The organism is Chryseobacterium sp. UNC8MFCol, from assembly GCF_000482305.1.
GTDB lineage: Bacteria > Bacteroidota > Bacteroidia > Flavobacteriales > Weeksellaceae > Chryseobacterium > Chryseobacterium indologenes.
The window spans coordinates 194,659-214,337 of sequence record NZ_KI535290.1 but is presented as its reverse complement, the minus strand read 5'-3'; the positions used below and the strand labels follow the sequence as shown (position 1 = coordinate 214,337).

The window sequence follows — 19,679 nt, the reverse complement described above, 5'->3', positions numbered from 1 at the left end:
TTTCTAGGGAAATTATCCACTAGTTTTTTCTGAGTTTTTAAACAAAGAAACAAACAATATTTAAATAAAAGGTAGTCATTTTATTGGTTGATCACTTCATACAGTAGCTTTTTACAAATTAATTTTCAGAACTATCATCAGCATTATTATTTTTTTCTACATTATATTTTTCTCCTTTCTCCCAAGCTTCAGAAATCTTTTTATAATTAGGAAAATTCATATCACTATCTGCAATCCAATTTTCAATAAATTTGGGATTATTACTATTAGGTTTTGGATACGCAGTGTTCATTTTAGCCTGAACAGGAGTCCTTACTGCATCTCCCATAATCACGACGTGCTGTTGAGGAAGAATTGGTAACTGTTGCAAAATATCTTCATTAGCAGCTGAAACAAGTTGCCTAACATATTTTTGATCTTCAGGATTTTGCAATCTATGAATAATAAAAGAGTTACATTGGGATAATACTGTTTTCGAAAGTTCTGAAGGTCTCTGGCTTGACACTAACAAAGAAATACCATATTTACGACCTTCTCGTGCAATTCTTTCAAATATTTTTTTAGCGATTGATTCCCTGTCATTTTTGTTCCTTTCCGGAATATAGTTTTGTGCTTCTTCAAGAGCAATAACAATAGGGAGTTTTCCTCTATCATTTTCCAGGAAACGTGATACAAATTCCAAGATAAGCCTTCCTATCAATCCGGTAATTGTCTCCAATACTTCATAAGGTAAAAGAGACATATCAATTATAGTTATTTGGCTAGGTTTGTTTTCCACTAGCTTTTCAGTATTCTTTTTGACTAACTGAGCTTTATAGAAGTTGGTAAAAGCATCCGTATCTGAGTCTTTATATACTTTACAAAAATCTCCCAATATAAATGAAATAAACTTTGCCAAGGCATCAGTTATTTCGTCCGTATGACTTAATAATAATGGTTGCGAAATTCTTTCATCACTTAGATAAGATTGCAACCTTAATCTTAGAGTTGAAACAAATTCTCTTAATCTATTTCCATTATTTTCTTGTTCATTAATGGCTTCATCAAAAAATCTAGATATTAGGCTATTAAATTCAAAATATATCGGTAAATCAATATTTCGTTCTTCTGAAACTTCTATATCTCGTACACTTGCTTGATAATTTAATATTTCCGCTTTAAGAGTTAAAGAACACTCACTTAATACAGCACTACTTATTACACCTTCTATATACTGCCCAGGCTTCGTAAGTTTAGTTTTTTCCTTTATAAGTTCCCTTAAGGCATTTAGTAAATTCGTCTTATCGAAATCAGTATCTAACGCACGTAGTTCTTTACCGAAAGATTCCAATTCGGAATAGATAGTATTTTTAATCTTAAATCCATTTTCGTCACACTCAAGAGCTATCGTATTTAGTTTTGAAAGATATGTTTGAGGAATTATTTTTTTAACTGTTGATACTGTTTGATTTTTTGCAAGTCCTAACGCTCTTTTAAAAACAGGTGCTTGTGTTCCTGATGTAGGTTCAAAAAGGTAATCATAATCAGAGAAATTCATAAACCAAAAAGGGACTTTCAATCCGTCTTTATCTATATTAAAAGAATTTACTTCGATTAAGTTTTTATAAGGTAAATCTTTAGTTCCTTGAAAAGCCTGTTTGTACTCTCCATTAGTATCAAAAATGATAACATGAGCATTTTGTAGTTTTTTACCGTTATAATCATAGTCAAAAAGACTTTGGATAATAGAAGCAAATGTGCAGGATTTTCCAGATCCGGTGTTTCCCAAAATAGCAGCGTGTTTACCAAATAATTTATCGGGATTAATTTTTATTTTATAATCAGAAAATGCTGGTGAGGTACCAATTGGCAAGTAATAATCCTCCTCAAAATTAATTTCCGTTTTTTCTTTTTGGTCGAATATATTATCTAAATCCTGCCTTGTAACATACCACACGGGATTATCAAGTATAGGATAGTTATAAACACCTTGAATATATCTACCACCATTTTCAATAGTACCAATCATAGTAGCAACTAAATATCTGGAAGATTTAGTTAAAAATATTGCATCTTTATTTTTATCTAATTCAGTTTCGTCTATAGCTCTTACACTTGTAACCATTGCAACAATTTTATCAGCTCCAATAGGAATAATCACGTATGAATTAATCCTTGCAACTTCATAAATATCTTCATATCCGCTTTTATATAAACTTTTAAGATCATCATCTAAACGTATATATGCACGGAAACTATCTACTGAAATAATTTTACCAATACGTCTTTCACTCATTTTCTTCTTTTTTAGTAGGTTCTAAATTGTTTCCTAATAAATTATTGAGTGTAGCTGCAACTTTCTCATTATTATCAATATTATTAAAGTTTGGCATCAATGTATCAGCAAACGTTAAAAAATCTCCAAAAAACTCTCCTTCTAAAATAATAATTCGAGGATCATTTAATTCTTTAAGATTTCTTATATATTCATTCCGTGTACCTTGAAAATCAACTACAATTAAAGTAAATGTGGGATTTGATAAAGCTTGATAAATAATATCGTTGAAATGGTCATCTCCAAAAGAATAACCGACTGTAATAAGTACTGATTGAGATTGTGTAATTGTGGCTGCGAATTGCCTGAACAGTTCCGAATAAGGTAAATCTAGGGTATATGATTTTTTTACAGCAGAAGGATAAATGATAATTTCCCCTTTTTTATTAAGAGATTCTATTAATTCTAGAGGCTTTTCTTCAATTCCATATAAATTATTTGAATTTCTAACCTCAGAATTTACCCATGATAACGAACCGTGAAGTTTATAGTATCGAACTACTTTTTCAATTCTCTGAACTTTTCCCGAAGTAGTTGAACCGGGATAGAAAATATCGTACTCAAAAGTCTCAGGTTTAAAAAATCTTTTATGAAAGCCAGCGAAGCCATCTATATAATGAATTCCTAATTTGTCAAAGGCATACTCAAAAGCTAAGTCATAATTTGCACAAAAAATATTTGCTCGTCTCAGGTTTAGCGGCCTTTGTAAAAGAGCTTTTAAAAACATTTCGTGGAAATAATATTTGTTTTTTAATGCATTTTTAAATGCTTGCTTTTTATTTCGTTTTACTATCTTTTTTAATTCAGATAATGGTATTCTTCTTTTATCTACATCACATACAGTGAATAATCCCTCTTTAATTACTTTTATTAGTTCTGAATATTTATCTGTTCTTTTACTACTTTTATTTTCACTTAGAACATATTCTAAAGCAATTAAATAATTTAAGACTTTTTCATATTCATTGGCAATTTCTTTTGATTCAATATCCCGAATAATATCATCTTCAATCTCGAATTTCCATTTTTTTTCGTCTTCAAAGATTTGAGTTCCTTTAATTAAGTTTGCTTTTCCGAATTCTAATTTTTGAGCCTGCAATTGTTTTATAACGGAAAAAAATTCTTCCATAATCCCAGGAATATCTTTATCTTTTTCCTTAATATAGGTTTCAACTTCAATGGGGAAATTTCTTATTGCGACCGCTCCTAAATGAATTGATGTGCCGGAACCGAAAAGAAAACTAACATTATCCAATTCCAAATAATTTTTTAACATCAACCGAATTTTATCAACAATGTTATTTTGTTTGATATTTTCTTCTATCCAAGTTTCGAGCTTATCATCATTTCCAAAGAAAATTTTATTCTTTGATGGATCAAAATATTCCATATATCGGTTATTAATTATTAGTTTTCAATGAGTAAATTACAAATTATTTTTGTGGAATAAATTTGTTACAATATACCAAGTAAAATTCATAAAATTTTATTTTGATTATATAATTTTGGGGATCTAATAAAACAATATTTTTTCACAATATTCAATAGCTTCAGGACAATTTATGACGATACCTGATTCAATCGACCTTTCTGAGAACCACAAAAGTCTATGTTCTTGCTGATGTTCGTATTTTTTATATTTTGTAAACACTTCAATCCCTGTTGTAATTTGTAAAATCTTCTGTTCGATTTCTCTTGGATTTTTAAAATTTATGGTTTGAAAAGCTTTATTTTTTTCTTTTTCAAGAATATGAGCTTTAGAATCATCGTAAATACATCTCCTTCTCTTCCTGATAAAACAAAAGGTAACTTTCTTGCAACCTCCATTGCTAATAATGTAGGATTATTAATTTTTATCGCCCCTACACCGTTGAAATCCTTTATCACATCTTCTGTCAAATTATTTGTACCACATAAAAAAAAGCATTAACACCTCCTACATATACTATAAAATCACCATCTCCTTTGTCTGTAAATCCACCAACCATAGCGTCTCCTTCACTAGAATCTCCTTGCATTTCATCCTCATACTTTTTGAAGTTTTTAAACAGGAAATAAATAAACTTCCATTCTCAAATAAGTCGTTCAGGTATTTTTCATTGTTTAGAATCCTATAGACAGGTTTTATCCTATATCCCCAAGTAACTTGATAAGCAGAAGCATTCTGCGTAAATTCTATCATAATATTATATTGTTGTAAATCACTATTGTTGCAAATCTTCCCCCGAAACAAAACTCACATCAAAGTTTTTCGCATAATCTCTTAATTGTGTTTTTCGTTTTTTAACAAAATTTATTTCATTTTTGAAACCTAATCCATTTTGATAATGTGCATCAAATATATCCGACATCTTAATATCAGTTGTGATGATCTCTTCAGCTTTAGCAAGTTTTTTAAACAATGCCGGAGAAGTTAAAAATAAACCACACATTTCAAGCTCATCACTACAAATCAATCTTTCTTGAAAGGCCTCTCGAAAATCAATATAATCAAAGAAAGAACTTATTGCGGAATCTTTTTTTACTTTCAAAAGAGTCAATAGAAATATTTCCAAATCATCGATACAAACTGACCAGGGATATAAATCATTTCTATCCTTTACTAATAGTTCTTGCAAATTAGTTTGTATCCCACCATACTTATGTTGCGTGACTATTATAGAATAAAAGTTTTTAATTTTTCGAGGTCTAATTTCAAATAACTCTTTGCCTGTTTTTAAGTCATAAATTTTGAAATCTTTTTTTTCTTCAATCTTTTCTTCTAATCTTTTGCATTGATTATAAGCTTTTTGAATACCGCCCTTAAAATCAGATCTAATTTTATCAAATGCTTTAATAGGATTTCTCAAAGGTGCTCTAAATTTAAAATCTTTAATTTCAATTATTAAAAGAGTTCCTTTATAAAATATTGCCAAATCTTGCTCTGCTTTATTAGATTTATCAAAATAAAATGATGTGAAAATTTTTGCATCTTCCTTAAAGAAATTTTTGAAAATATCGCAGCATTTTTTCTCTAACATCTTATTTTTAGCTTGAGTATACTTCTCTTTTTTAGTAACAGACAACTGTAAGTTGATTCTGTTGTAAAAAGCTTCTAATAAAAACTTTCCATTTGGGAAAAGTATTTCATCATCTTTCAATGTTATTAATGGGGTTTCAAAATATTGCCGATTATCCGCATAATAAGCGATTTGATTTTTTGCCTTACTTTCATCATATCTAAAAAAATCAATTAAACTATCAATTATTGAGTCAGATAAATTTGTCGAACTTAACTCTTCTTTTGTAAGGATAAAAATATACCCTGGTCTGATCATAAAACCTATAAAATCTTTCAATTCTGGCTGGTTTGCCCAGTCCATTGGATCATCTATCCCTCTAGCAATAAAAGCAGAAGTTAATTCTTTCCATTTTTCAGGATGTCGCTTAAAATAAAGACTTCTATCTGCTTTTTCCTGTAATATATTATTTACTGAAAGACAGAATGCAATAAGATCCGCTGTTTTAAAACCATATTCTTGAAAGATATCGTCGTCAAATCTTGAAAAATTTGATTGAATTCGATCTATGGTTTGTTCATCAAATGACAATTGTCCGTTTGCGTAATACTCAAAAAACGATTTTAATGATACACTAATTTTATCCAGTTGAAAATCATCATTATGACCTTCTTCAAAAAATCCAATTTCACCGAAATAGGTCATTTCTATTTCATCTAGAAGTTCAAGGATTTTTTTCCAGTTTTTTTCGTCTGGTGCATCTTCTGTTTCTAAATGATTCTTGGAAAAATACAAATCAATTAAATATGCAAATTGTTTAAGAGGTGATTTTAAAACTTTAAATTCGTCCAAAGAATCTCTAAATTGAATAAAATTCATCATTTGCAGCACGAATGGCAGAAAGGTATCTTTCTTAATATTATGTAAAATTGTTACAATTTCATTGATAATCTCTTCTTGGCTTCTTCTTTTTGTTCGATAATTCAATATTGATTGTAAACTTTGTTGTAATTGTAGTTTTATTTTGGAATCTATTTGCATTTGTATATTTTTATTATGATGCTTAAATCCCTTTAATTTTTAAAAGGATTTATAAACTGGCTAAAATTATAAAACTTAACATAAATTTAATTACGGTTTTCCTTACATCCGTAAATATATAGACTTGCTAAGAAGGCTATAATAGATAAATTTAAAAATTCAGATTAATCCAATCTTTAATATCATATCCAAACTATCTGCTTCCAATTTTCTATGTATTTTTAATTTAGCACACATTGGCAGAATATCAATTTAAGAATCGTCATTCTTACTATATTAATTCTACTTAAAGTTACAATATTGTAACTTATTGTATTAGATGCTAACATTTGAAAAGTATTATTTTGAATACCTATATTGAAGCGGTTTGAAAAATATAGAAGATTATAGTCTTTTAATATTGAGAAAATGGGGATAATTCTGACACTTCGTCTTTATCAAATTTAAATCTGGCATTAAGAAAGCTTCTTAACGATTCAAAAATAGGAAAGCGAGATTTGTTTTCAAGTCCAAATGATTTTAGAACATAAGCACTTAACTGATTCAATTGAATTTCTAGATTTTGACCAATTAATTCGCTTATTGGTATTTCAACATATGTTTCCGATTCGTCTTTAAATCTGATTTCATGAAAAGTCTTTTGAAAATCTTCTATCCATTCTTCTTCGGTCTTATATCTTTTGCCATTTTGAGCGATAAGATTTTTTGCCTTTAGATCAACAATTTTGTTGTATAGAGCAAGAATGATTTGCCAGTCTAACCACCCTTCACCTTTTAGTCTACTCAGTTCTGTTTTAAATTCTTGAGATTGTTTTAAGCGCTCAAGAGTTAAGTATATTACTCTTAAACAGTTTTGGTAAAGTCCTTTGATATTGTTGATTGAATCATCGTGATTGTAAAGTGGACTATCGTTTTTATTTGCAGATAATGTTTCGGATTCGTGCTGTTCAATACTCAAAAGTTCAGCTGCGAACTTATTGCGCATCGATTCCTTGAATTTGTCTTCTGAAACTAAATCCCTGTAAGCTCTTTGATAAGCATTAATAGTTAACACCTTGTTACCTAGACCTGCTTTAAATAAGCTATGAAACTTGTCTTGGAAATCGTCATGAGGAAGTAAGCTAAGTTCGTCCAGTATCATTTGAAAAGAAACAGTAATCGCAGCATAGTGCATGTTCTTTTCTTTCGGCTCTTTGGATTTTAATACTGGTAGAAAGACTTTCCAAAGATATTCCGAGTTAGATGGAAGTTGCTCTGGGCCCTTTGGAGTTTCAACTAATTCAATTTTGATCGTTATCCGGCCTTCAGTTAGGTGAAAATCAATTTCACTTAAAGCAATTTCGGACTGAATGATTTGAATGAGGGCGGAAAATTCTTCTCCAACGGAATTTGAAATAAAATCATTTTCAAATTCAACATTCCAATGGCTGCCAAATGCCTTCCACCTTATAGTTCTCTTTGAACCAATATCATTTATAGGTGGATTTTCAAGCTTTCTAGCTACTAACTTATTTAACCCGATTGAATTTTGCTCTTTTTGGATAAAGTCAACATTATCTTTAAGAAAATCATCATACAATTGACCCATTCTAACTTTTTTATAATCAATAAAACCTGACAATTGATTGGTTATTATTGGTGTCAAACCAAGAATGAAGGCACATTCGATAAGGGTTTTTCTTAAAATCTCATCGTTTTCGGTATCAAAGTCGCTAGGATCAAATTCGTTTCTTGCGGTTACATAATGTTCAAATGCCTGTAAATAGCTTATCCAAGAGCCTTGTTTGAAGTCAGAATGTAGTAGTAATGAATAGGAATCACTTATCCGTTTGTACAAAGATGGATCTTCCTTTTGAATACAGAACCATATAGCAGATAACGAATAATATTTGGCTGCAAGGTTCATTCTAATAGACGAATAAAGTTGGGATATACCCATAACAGCCAGAATAAAACCTTCATAAGTTGCCTCATTTTGATATAGGTCTTTTGCCTTATGAAAAAAGTCGAGGGCTTTTAGAATGCCTTTAGGGTTTGTTGAGTCTAAGTGTTTCCATCCTTTTTCAGCGTATCGTTTTGCCAAACTAAAATTACCCTCACGCTCTTGGAGTAGTGGCAGAATTTCTTCGGAGTATTGCTCAAGCTCAAGAAATTTATCCTCCAACCCGAATCTGATGGCTAAATCAACAATATCATCAATTCTCTTTCCTAATTGAGAAATTGCATATTGAGGTGCATTAGATAATTTACTGATTATTTCTTTGAAACAACTAAGAGCCTTAGCCATATTTTCTGATCCTATACCAATTGAATCTTTATTTAGAAAGGAGAATCCCTGTAACTCTAAAAGACCGCAATAAATATTTCCATCGATAGCTGAATCCTTTTGTTTAATAATTAGGGAGTCGTACATTCCAAACCATTTAAGAACCTGGTCTTCTGCTATATCAATTAGGTTAAACTTTTGTGTCGTGGCGATAACAGTGAGTAGGTTAAGAGCATCCTCTAGGCTTCTTAAATCCACAACTGCATCAAGATCTGAAAAGTAATCATAGACGATTTCCTCTAATCCTTTTAAACTATTCTTTGGAGCCTCCTCAACAGATGGTCTTAATGTCAGCCAAACAATTTCATAAATAGCTTCTCTCTTAAGCTTTCTTAAAATGTCTGGATGATTAGAATAAAGCAATAGGATTTTTAGCCATAACTTACTTTGCCCTCCCAAATAACTATTCCTTCTGCAATGTTTAGCCGAATGTAACACTTGATAGAACTCACCTATATTGAAATACTGAATAACCTCAACTTCTTTCCACAACTCGTATGCTTCCAAATAAATTTTATCGTCCTTATCTCCTAAACTTAATAGCTGACTATCTAGTAAATCATTTGTCAGTAAACGATTTTGTGGGTCGGATTCTATTGATTTATCACCCACAACTCCTCTAAGCCTATCAAAAACCAATGCTTGTTCATCCTTGCCAATAGTAAAAGGAAGCTGCCGAATCAATTCAAATGAATTTTCAACCGAGATTTCAATAGCCTTTTCGCTTGATATTCCGTCAAATACCCAACGTATTGATTTTGCGAATGCCTCCCATACATCTTTAGGTAATTTATCATAGACATCTTTGGCGAGTAGGATTTCTTCATTACCCCCATCGGAGTTTATATTCTTATACTGTTCGTTTATATAAGAATCAATAATAGCCTTTAGTTTGGTTGTACATTTGGATAATAAATCATTTGAAAGATTATCTTGATTTGAAACCCATTCTTCCAAAAGCTCAGCATCATTGTCACCTCTTTTAGCAGCTACAGAAGTATTTGTTTCAAATATAAAAAGTGGTTGATCCAATAAATATTCCCCTTTAACAAAAAGCATAAAGAAATGAGCTAGTGACTTGGTTATTTCTTCACTTGCGAAGGAAAAATTCTTAGATGAATAGAGCTTAAGTTGTTTGAATGTGGACTTAAAAGATTTCAAGTCTCTCTGAAAAATATCATCTTCAAAGTCACAATAAATGTGCTCATCTATTTTATGCACTTTATTATATAACCATACTTCTAATGTCTTTAGCTCTTGATATTTAAATCCTTTAATAACATCTGGTGCATCAGTGTCTTTTGCGAAAAGATGGAGTTTTGAGATATGTCCTGTTGTAGTCATCTTTATAATTTATAGAAATTTTATCTACGCATAATTTTTGAATATGTGACCGAGAAAATAAAACTTGTTATTTATATAATCTTTTTCTCGAGATTGACAATATGCTCATGCAAATAGAAACAGACGGGAGTATTGTGTTTAAGCTCGCCAACACTTAAAATTTATTGTTTATATTTCATAATACTTTTTAGGTAATTTAAAGCGATATTCATTTGCAGGGAAATTGCTGATCATAAAAAAAATATCTCTATGTTTAATAAAGAATTTCTGCTTTGTTCTTTCAACTTCATTTTTAAATTTTTTTTCAAAATCTTTCTTTTGATGTAAAGTTTGAAAAAATTGTGTTCTCGACGCTTCTTTCAATCGATTTTTAAGCCCGCTACCTGAGGTACTTTCTTTTAGATAATTTTTATAAACTTTTTTAAAAGTTTCTTCTGTTTCAATAATTGTAAATGTATTTGGAGTCAAAGCATTAACATTTAAAAATCTTGCAATTGACTTTTCCAAGTTAAAACTTGTTAAAAATTCATCATAAAATTCTGAATATCTTAAAAGTGTGTCATTATTTTGAATTACTTCAAAAGAGCCTATAAAAGCTAAAAAAGGTGCAGGTTGATCTATTTTTACACTTCCTAAAAGATATGCTCCGTGACAAACCGCAAGTGTTAAGAATAGATTATTACCAATTAGTATATTTATTCGCGAAAGCAAATTTGCCAGTTCATTGTAAAAAATTTTCTCATTATTTTGTAAAGATAGGCCTGATTTATCCTCAAGTCCATGAATTTCAAAGTGAAAAATTGGCTTCAACCCATAACTAATCTGTTTTTCTAGATTTTCAAAGAAAGAAAAAAAATCTATCCGTGTTTTGAGTTCTACAAATTCACATTGAAATTTATCATCACTTTGCTTTTGTTTCCATCTAAGAATATCATAGTATAATTCATAACCTGTCTTTTTTTTATCATCTAAAGATTCGATCACAAATATTTTATTAAAAGAAAAATTTCTCAAGATTTTTTATTTATTGTTATTTTTCTATTTTTTTTAATTTGTATAACACATGAGAATAGAACTAAAATCTATACATTGATTAAAAAATCAGTTATTTTCAAATTTTACTTCTTTCACAATTTTATATACAAACTTAAATTGCCATATCATACATTTACGGATTTTCTCAAATTGTAAAAATAAAAATAACTTCAAAATGAGAACTCAGTATTTTCACTTAATTTTCACGGACTTTATCTTATCCTCTCAAAAACAAAAATCCCAACTGTCGTCAGGATTTTTTACTTTTAATTTCTTTAATATCGTATTTATTATCTCGGATCGGTTCATCAGGAAGAAAATCTTTAATTGAGCACCCTAGTGCTATTGCAATTAAATTTAGGTGTATTAAATTATATTTTGCTTTTTTAGATGGAGCTTCTATCTGTGAAATAAATCCAATATTCTTCCCAATGGAAAGAGAGAGCTCCTCTTGGGTAATGCTCTTTGCTTCTCGTATTTCTTTAACACGTTTTATAACATATCTTTCTATTTCATCTAATGATTCATTCATAAACCAAAGTGAATGAAAAACATCAAAAAATATTATGTACTATAGTACATATTTTATAAAATATCTTTATATTTGTAAAATAAGTTATTGAAAATGTAACTTTGCGATACTTCAAAGAAATATAGAAGCTATTGCTTAGAATCTCGAACTGAAAACTGGTAATTTTTAATATGCGAGAGGATAAGTAAAGTAGCTCACGACCTAGGCGTGAGCTCACTTATCTGCATATAAGGTATACCAGTGCCCCAGTTCGGATATGTTGAGTTTCACGCCATTTATTTGGAGGCAAGATGTAGTGAGATAGTCGATAAAGTGGTATAGATAATTCATTTGGATATCTAAGCAATTCTTTTAGCAATCATTAAGCTGAAAAAATACCGCTTATGGAAAGAACAAACTCTCAGCCCCGAAAGCTGACTGATCATCAATTATATGAACTGCTGAAAAAAGGGAATCCTGCCTCATTAGAACATATTCATCTACGGTACAAAAGACTTCTTTTCTGGATCGGAAAACAAATGCTTGACGATGATTTTGTTGTGGAAACACTTGTGCAAGATACATTTCTTAAATTATGGTTACACCGTGATTCCATAGAAACGCCAAATCATATTCTTGGCTTTTTGCGGTTTGTTTTAAAAAGAGACTGTATATCTTATTTTACCGCTCCGAAAAATAAATTCGCTCGCTTAACAGCTTCCCTTGAAAGTTTTGAGAATTATCAGGATTATCTTGTCGGATATGATCCTCTGCAAGACAAAGAAAATCTTATTCAGCAGGAGTCCGATCAAAAAAATTTTGATGAAGTCAATAAGGTCTTAAAGGTAATAAATCCGAAAAGAAAGCATCTGATTGAGCTATGCCTTCAATACGGCTTCCGATACAAACCTATTGCAGAAGCAATGGGTACTAGTGTTAAAGATATAAGCAATGAAGTAGCTGGGGCAATAAACGATCTAAAGAAAATCTTAAAGACAAATTCTAATGGAAAGCTAGCGATTGAATCTCAGAAAAATAAGGTTCAACAAGATGAACTCAGCAGTCAACAAATTGAAATTATGAGCAGAAGATGTAAAGAGAAATCTTCATTTGCGGTCATTGCACGAGAACTCAAACTTTCTGAAAAACAAGTTCATCAAGAGTTTCTCTATGCCTATCAATATTTACAGAAGCGAAACAACTCTGAAATAACTACTTGATATGGAAAAATCCACAATAACACTTACCCGAAAAATTCAGTTGCTGATTGATGTTCCGCCTGATCAAAAAAATGAAATGTGGGAAAAATTATATCGATATCAAAACCGGTGTTTCCGAGCGGCTAATTTCGTCGTTTCCCATCTATATGTTCAGGAAATGATTAAGGATTTCTTTTATTTCACAGAAGAAATTCAATACAAGCTGGCCGATGCAGACAAAGATCCAATGGGAATATTTACTCGTTCAAAAACAGGAACCACCGCACGAATGGTCTTTGACCGTTTCAAAGGGGAGATTCCGACCGACATTTTGGGAAGCCTGAACAATACAATTCAATCAACCTTCTCTAAAAACAAAGCCGATTATTGGCAGGGAACAAAATCACTGCGAAATTTTAAAAAAGACATTCCGATACCGCTTCCGGTTAAATGCATCAGAAAAATGAAATATGATCCTGATAAGAAAGCGTTTTGCTTCAATATGTTTGCGATACCTGTCAAAACATATTTAGGAAAAGACTACACTGATAAGCGACTGGTAATGGAACGCCTGTTGAGAGGAGAGATAAAACTTTGCACCTCACAGATCCAACTGAAAGACAGAAAAATCTTTTGGCTTGCCGTTTTTGAATTTGAAAAAGAAGAGCATCACTTAAAACCGGACATCATTGCGGAAGCTTCCCTGTCTCTGGAACATCCGATAGTAGTAAAAGCCAACAATATAAGGATCAATATTGGATCAAAAGAAGAGTTTTTGTATCGCAGGTTGGCGATTCAGGCAAGTCAAAAAAGGATTCAAGACGGTATTGCCTATTGCCGTTCAGGAAATGGAGCCAAGCGGAAACAAAAAGCACTTTATAAAACGGAAAATTTGGAAAGCCGTTACGTAAGTCATCGGCTCCATTTGTACAGCCGGAAGCTTATCGATTTTTGCATCCAGCAGCAGGCGGGCACACTTATTCTTAAAAATCAAGAAGATAAAATCGGTATTGCAAAAGAACAGGAATTCGTGCTTCGCAACTGGAGTTATTATGAATTGCAGTCCAAGATAAAATATAAAGCAGAAAAAGCAGGTATTGAATTGATTATTGGATAGCTTAAAAATAATGAGGGTGCTTGTAAACCCGTAGGGTGAGGTCTTGAACACTCACTAAATACATACTGTATATACAACGGCGTGGGCTCTTTTATTAGCAAAAAATAAGCAGTTAAAATCAAATTATTCTACTATTTTAGACTTTTTAGATCCTTTTGTAAACACTTCTATATTTCATAGTAGCAGATTTCATCATAAAAAGCAATTTCTTAACAGCACTTTCAAATATTACAAAACTATTATAAAATGAACTATATGTCGCATTAAGCCAAATCATTGTTGGATCCTGGTTTTATTTTTATCGAGTCGACTATTAAATTAGCTAATTTTGTTCTAGCTTGTTCGTTTGAACCAAAATATTCTGATGTAAGACTAATTCCTTTTTCACTTATATTTTTTCTAAAGTCGATGAAAATGTCTTTGAAAAAGTCACGTGTTAATTTATTATTTTCCACACCAATTTTATGAATAGTTGGATATGCTTTAATAATTGAGCCAAAGCCAATGGGTTTTGAAATTATATATTGATTAGGCGTGTTCCATTCTTCTTCAAATGCGTCTTTAACTCCATTAAATAAATTAAGTAATATCTTAAAAATTACAGGGTCGTGATTTTCTATAAAATACTGTCTGAAAGGTAGCTTGTCATTATTTTCAAGTTGTTCTCCGTTTTTAATCTTCCTTGTGTCATCATCTGGATCTTTACTAATTAATTCCAATAAATACTTGATGAAAGTTCCTTGTGATAAAGATGCTAAGTCCTGATTTTCTTCTTTCTTCCCGAGCATTTTTAAACGATTATAAAAAGGAGATTCTTTGTCTATATTAAGTGCTCTTGCTGTTTCGTGGCAAGTTTTATAAGGACTTCGTTTATCGGACAGTGCAAACAAGTCGTAAATCAACGACATATTAACTCGTGTCTGTTTGCTGTTTATTACTGAAAAAACATAGGCTTTTTGAGAAGGATATAAATTAAACATCAGCACAACAGGCATTTGAAATCTTACCAAATAGTTAGACGACTTCAGTCCTTCTAATCTATGTTGACCGTCTATAACTTCTCCTAAAACTTCGTACTCATTAAAAAAAATGTAATTTTCATCAATTCGTACATCAGAATCTTCTTTGACAGCAATAATAATTGGTGTTGGAAAAGTTGCATCTGATTCGCCACAATATTTTGCAATCTCTTTAATTCTAGATATAGATTGTTCTCTTTGAACTGCGTCTGGATTTTCGTTTCTTCTCTCAATTATAGCTACTTTTGCTAATGTAGAGGCATCCATTGATGTCAAGTAGAAAGTCCCAATCGGCTGTTCTATTTTAAGATATTTAATTTGTTTCATAATTGAATACCGTTAGGGTCGTTTTTTAACAAAGGTTCTGCGTCCAATATTTCTTCGACATTTTCATCATTTTGTTCATTAAAAAGTGGGTCATTAAGGTTATTGAAATCTATATTACTTTGTTCTAATCTTAGAATACAATAACCGTATGAAGCAAAAACGATAGCAAAAACGTAAATAATAGCTTGAGTGAAGTCTACACTAGAGTTCTTAAGCGATAAAATAGAATTATTTTTTGACTGAATAGAAGCATATATTATCCCTGTTAAAAATAGGTAGAATATTGCTATTATTATTGTAAAAGTCTTAAGCGTTCTAAATTCAATTCTATGATTCTTAATAAAATTCAAAAAAATTGGTCCCAGTATAGAAGCTATTAAAGCAATTGAAAAAGTATAAAAACTACCGTTAGTCGATTCAATGTAGATCGAATCTCTCAAGTTAGTTCCATTTGTATAATATCTAACAATAAAGTTCGCTAAAATACCAAACTGTCCCGTTAAAATTGTAAAGATGAACCATATTAAAAAATCACTCTTGTCCTCCCCAATAACTTTGAATGGGTCCTTAATGATGATAAAAAGGTTGTTCATTATAATGATTAGTTTTTTATAAATATCTTCAAACTTGCGTTTAAGTTAAATTTTGTCAATCCAGATGATATAACTTTCGTTAAGCTATTTTTCTCACGAATATAAAATTTATTTTGATTATTCGATTGTTAGTACCTAAAAATATTTCAATTTAATAACCAAAATTTTGTTTTCTTTTCATAAGCAGGACCTTCTATACATATGCGTAAAATTTACTTATTGTTTATCCTCAACAAGAATCGATTTCCAAAATAAAAAACGAGTTCCGAAGTTTTTTCACCCTTTTCGCAGAAAAGGCAAGAGAGTCTTTGGAGGTACAAAATGAAAATTTTGTATATACAAAGACACATCTTGCTATAGAGTTTTCATAAGTCAGAAATTTTATTTAGTCTACCTTAATTTAGACTAGTCGGAGTAGTTGATTTTAATCTAGTTTCGGTCTTTTAATTTTTGGAAGATTAGATAACGAAGAATTACCATTAAAGTGTGAAACATCAAGCGTATTCATATTTTTTTCAAGAGTAGCTTGCCAATTCAAAATAGGTCTTCCAATTGAATTTTTCCAATCTGCTTGCTCCCATTTTTGAAATTTTTGAATCAATAAAGCATCCAGCTTTTCTGAATAGTCTTTTAAAGTTTTCGCAAAATCCATAAACTGTTTTAAGTTCGGATATTTTGAAAATGAACTATTGGTATTAATTTCCGATTCCACAATGGTTTTTAGTTCATCAATCGGTTTATCTATCATTTCACAGGTTTTTGGTGTTACTTTTAGCATTGGGTTTCCATTTAAAATAAAACGATTTGGAAAACCCGGATTTCTATTGTAATCTAAAAGTCCTAAAAGTTTGAGCTTATTTTTTGCAGTGATGACCGTTTGCCTGGAAAGACCAAGCTCTCTTGCCATTTGATAGTCTGATAAAACAATTTCTTTTCGTGGATCTTCACATTTGTAGAGGATAAAAGTAAAAACAGCTATAGTATTTGCGCCGATTTTATTTTTTGAATTTAAATCAAACATTTTCTCAAATAAGTTCACATCAAAAGTTTTTGAATTTCTCATCTCTTAAATGCAGATTTATATTGTTTTTGAACTTCTTCTGTTTTCTTACTAAGATATTCATTCAAGTCTTTGAAATCTGAATAGAGAACCCGGCAATCTTCTATTTTTTTTGTTTCATTTCGAATGATTTCTACAGCGCGATTTCCTGCTTCATCATTATCAAAATAAAGCTCTACTTTATCATATTTTCCAAGTGAATTTTTAACATTTTGGATCATAGAGACAGAGTTCAAAATGAGATAATCAGACGGTCCTTTTGCCAATTGATTTTCTATAGTTTTAAAGGAAAGAAAATCGAAAAAGCCCTCGAAAATCCGAAGTGAATCAGAACAGTTTTTAATGGTTGTGACATCTTTTTTACCTAAGCAGATTTTTGAATATTTATTGCGAATTTCGTAACCGCCGGAATCATTCTTGAAACCAATTCCGAAATAGTTTTTGTCATTCATCCGATAATGGATTTCCTTTAAAAATTCGGTTTGGCTTTGCACTTTTCTTTCATTCAAATATTCCAGAAGTGCCGGATGCTGAACATTTTTGATTTCAATTACTTCATAAGTTTTCGCAAGATTTTCTACTTTATGATTAGAAATATTTTGCTGATGAAAAGAAGAAAAATTCTGTTTCTCTGCCCATTCCAGAATTTCTTTGACGGAAGCATTCAGATATTTCTTCATAAAATCAGTATTATTACCACCGATACCTTCTGAATGAAGATACCATACATTTTGTCTTTTATTGAGTTTAAAAGAGGCTTGGGATTCGCTGGCAAAAGGGTTGAGATACCAAGCTTCTTTTTCATTTTGTTTCGTTGGAAGGTGTCCGAGAGAAAGCAGGACTTCTTCCAACGGTATGCTGTTGAATTGTCTGCAGTTCATAGAATTTTATTTTTGTGTTTTGTTTATAAAGTTTTTTTAAATTCGCCTACCTTATTACCTATGTCTTTATTCATCAAGTTTTCTACGGATTTTACATCATACCTTTTATTACCTGGTTACCTTCATTTATTTCAGGTAATTAGGTAAGTTTACTTTTATTCAGTTACCTTAACATAAACTTTGTGTCAATAATGGTTTCCGGAATTTTCAGGTAAGTGGTAAGTAATTCTATATTATTTCATTCTTCAATTTTCCTTCGAATCAAATATCCATAGACTTGTCTTTTCGGATGTTTTATTCTTTCGTAGTTCATTGCAGTCAAGGCTTTACCAATTTTTATAATGTTCAGCCGTACACCAAGCGCATTGTTCGTCGCAAGCATAATGTCCGAAGGCGTCAAAAATTCACTTTGCAGTTTGGATTTTTCGAAATGACTAAGGATAATTTCCTGTTCCAGGGATACCTGTTTGAATTTTTCATTCCGATTTTCATTTTCCTGGATGTCTTCAGCCGTGAGTTCAGGATTGTAATTTTTTCTTTCAAAAGCATTATAGTATGCTTGTGACCAAACTTTTTCAATATTGATTTCCTTAGAATAATTGAAATCAATCTCCAAAACTTCAAAAATCTGCCACCGCACACTTCCGGTTTCATCGGTTAAAAAATCCGACCGGTTGGTTGAGCCACAAAACGACACTGTCCTGTACATTAATGAGGATTTGCGATCGTAAGGCAAACGTGCATTGACGGTATTTTTAGAAATGAAGGACTTAAGAATATTGACATCCGTTTTTGACATTATCGAAAGCTCATCAATATTGACCAGAAGGTTTTTGCATAAGGAAATCAAGCCGTCTTTATCAACACCAATGTCTTCTGTATAATATTGTTCAAGACTTGCAGGAATGAGAAATCGCAGAAAACTCGTCTTTCCACTATTCTGCTTAGTATTGAACAGCACAAAACACTGTTTGTTGATGTAGCCAGGTTTCAAGGCACAAATTACAGTCCTGGTTATCCACTTCTCGAAATACTTTTGAAAGGATTTATCATCCGTGGTCTTTACATAACTGCAAAGCTTACTGATATGATTCTCGTTGTCCCAATCTTCTAAATTTTCAAAATATTCCCGAATCGGATTGTACTGCTGAATCAAATGACTTCTGACCAGAATCTCCAATTTATTAATCGGAATATCAATTCCTGATCTGACAAGTTCTATAAATAATGAGTTCAAATTGAGTGCTGACCATTTTTTATCCGAAACAAGTTTAATTTCAAGCTCAAGAGATATTGTATTGAATCTAATTGAATATTTTGAATTCAAATAATTAATTGCTCTGTCGAATATGGTTTTGGTTTCTGTCTCGATTTGATACAGAATTTTATTCTCTTCCATAAGCATTTTTTGATTTTGGAAGAAGTCACAAATAATTTTTATATTTGCTCTTAACTTCCAGTAAAACAAATATTTAAACCTAACTATAGCCGTAGTTAGGTTTTATTTTTTGCGTAAAGAAAATTCTATCGCTTCTTGTTGGATCTCATCATTTGATTTATGACTGTTTTTCAGCAGCCATTCGTCAATTTTTTTTCGTTCAAAGAATAGAATTTTTCCGGAAGGTTTTGAAAATGGGATAGAGTTGGTATGAACCAATTTGTAGATATAGGATTTCTTGAACCCTGTGTAATCTGAAAGCTCTTCTACATTAAGAATTGCTTTGAGCCCGAAAATATGTTTTTCAATTCGGTTGAGTTTGTGAATGATAATCTCGTTATTTTCCATCTGTTTCTTTTAATTGATTTAACGAAACAAAAGTCAACAATAAAAACCATAAATAAAAGACTACCAATAGCTTGTGGGCTAAATAAGAATACTCTGGATTGATTTTATCTGTCAAAAGGTTAAAAAA

At 31.0% G+C, this 19,679-nt stretch carries 15 protein-coding genes; 2 read left to right on the top strand and 13 right to left on the bottom strand.

Annotated elements, in window-relative coordinates:
* Positions 1-118: 118 nt before the first annotated feature.
* The 7 genes from M030_RS24305 to M030_RS0115245 form a co-directional block, all read right to left on the bottom strand.
* On the bottom strand, positions 119-2,275 hold the full coding sequence (locus M030_RS24305; protein ID WP_051585107.1) for an ATP-binding protein: 2,157 nt from the start codon (positions 2,273-2,275) through the stop codon (positions 119-121).
* Positions 2,268-3,704: an SIR2 family protein gene (locus tag M030_RS25010; RefSeq protein ID WP_051585106.1), complete on the bottom strand. Its 1,437-nt coding sequence runs from the start codon at positions 3,702-3,704 to the stop codon at positions 2,268-2,270. Before M030_RS25010 ends, M030_RS24305 begins: the two co-directional genes overlap by 8 nt.
* Positions 3,705-4,024: 320 nt before the next feature.
* Positions 4,025-4,213: a hypothetical protein gene (locus M030_RS0115270; RefSeq protein WP_027374292.1), complete on the bottom strand. Its 189-nt coding sequence runs from the start codon at positions 4,211-4,213 to the stop codon at positions 4,025-4,027.
* Positions 4,214-4,518: 305 nt separating this feature from the next.
* Positions 4,519-6,354: a hypothetical protein gene (locus tag M030_RS0115260; protein ID WP_027374291.1), complete on the bottom strand. Its 1,836-nt coding sequence runs from the start codon at positions 6,352-6,354 to the stop codon at positions 4,519-4,521.
* A 394-nt stretch (positions 6,355-6,748) separates the two neighbouring features.
* On the bottom strand, positions 6,749-10,024 hold the full coding sequence (locus M030_RS0115255) for a hypothetical protein (protein WP_027374290.1): 3,276 nt from the start codon (positions 10,022-10,024) through the stop codon (positions 6,749-6,751).
* 168 nt (positions 10,025-10,192) lie between these two features.
* Positions 10,193-11,038 carry a hypothetical protein gene (locus M030_RS0115250; protein ID WP_155860264.1) on the bottom strand — a complete coding sequence of 282 codons (846 nt, stop codon included), beginning with the start codon at positions 11,036-11,038 and terminating at the stop codon, positions 10,193-10,195.
* A 271-nt stretch (positions 11,039-11,309) separates the two neighbouring features.
* Positions 11,310-11,591, bottom strand: a complete 282-nt coding sequence (locus M030_RS0115245) for a helix-turn-helix domain-containing protein (RefSeq protein ID WP_027374288.1) — start codon at positions 11,589-11,591, stop codon at positions 11,310-11,312.
* Positions 11,592-11,974: 383 nt separating this feature from the next.
* Here M030_RS0115245 and M030_RS0115240 point away from each other — a divergent pair, with 383 nt between their 5' ends.
* Together M030_RS0115240 and M030_RS0115235 are read left to right on the top strand one after the other, a co-directional pair.
* Positions 11,975-12,790, top strand: coding sequence for an RNA polymerase sigma factor (locus M030_RS0115240; protein WP_051585105.1), 816 nt, complete (start codon positions 11,975-11,977; stop codon positions 12,788-12,790).
* Between the two features lies 1 nt (position 12,791).
* Complete coding sequence (locus tag M030_RS0115235) at positions 12,792-13,886, top strand: hypothetical protein (protein WP_027374286.1); 1,095 nt, start codon at positions 12,792-12,794, stop codon at positions 13,884-13,886.
* A gap of 263 nt (positions 13,887-14,149) precedes the next feature.
* Here M030_RS0115235 and M030_RS0115230 read toward each other — a convergent pair whose 3' ends face one another.
* From M030_RS0115230 to M030_RS0115205, 6 genes are all read right to left on the bottom strand, one after another.
* Positions 14,150-15,232 (bottom strand): DGQHR domain-containing protein, encoded by a 1,083-nt coding sequence (locus M030_RS0115230; protein ID WP_027374285.1) that lies wholly within the window; start codon positions 15,230-15,232, stop codon positions 14,150-14,152.
* On the bottom strand, positions 15,229-15,825 hold the full coding sequence (locus tag M030_RS0115225) for a hypothetical protein (protein ID WP_027374284.1): 597 nt from the start codon (positions 15,823-15,825) through the stop codon (positions 15,229-15,231). Before M030_RS0115225 ends, M030_RS0115230 begins: the two co-directional genes overlap by 4 nt.
* A 424-nt stretch (positions 15,826-16,249) precedes the next feature.
* Complete coding sequence (locus M030_RS0115220; protein WP_027374283.1) at positions 16,250-16,888, bottom strand: hypothetical protein; 639 nt, start codon at positions 16,886-16,888, stop codon at positions 16,250-16,252.
* Positions 16,885-17,766: a toprim domain-containing protein gene (locus M030_RS24290; protein ID WP_051585104.1), complete on the bottom strand. Its 882-nt coding sequence runs from the start codon at positions 17,764-17,766 to the stop codon at positions 16,885-16,887. The genes M030_RS0115220 and M030_RS24290 overlap by 4 nt, the downstream gene beginning before the upstream one ends.
* A 238-nt stretch (positions 17,767-18,004) precedes the next feature.
* Positions 18,005-19,165, bottom strand: a complete 1,161-nt coding sequence (locus M030_RS0115210) for a VapE domain-containing protein (RefSeq protein WP_027374282.1) — start codon at positions 19,163-19,165, stop codon at positions 18,005-18,007.
* Between the two features lie 102 nt (positions 19,166-19,267).
* A complete protein-coding gene (locus M030_RS0115205) occupies positions 19,268-19,552 on the bottom strand; it encodes a helix-turn-helix transcriptional regulator (RefSeq protein WP_027374281.1) in 285 nt (94 codons plus the stop codon).
* Positions 19,553-19,679 lie beyond the last annotated feature (127 nt).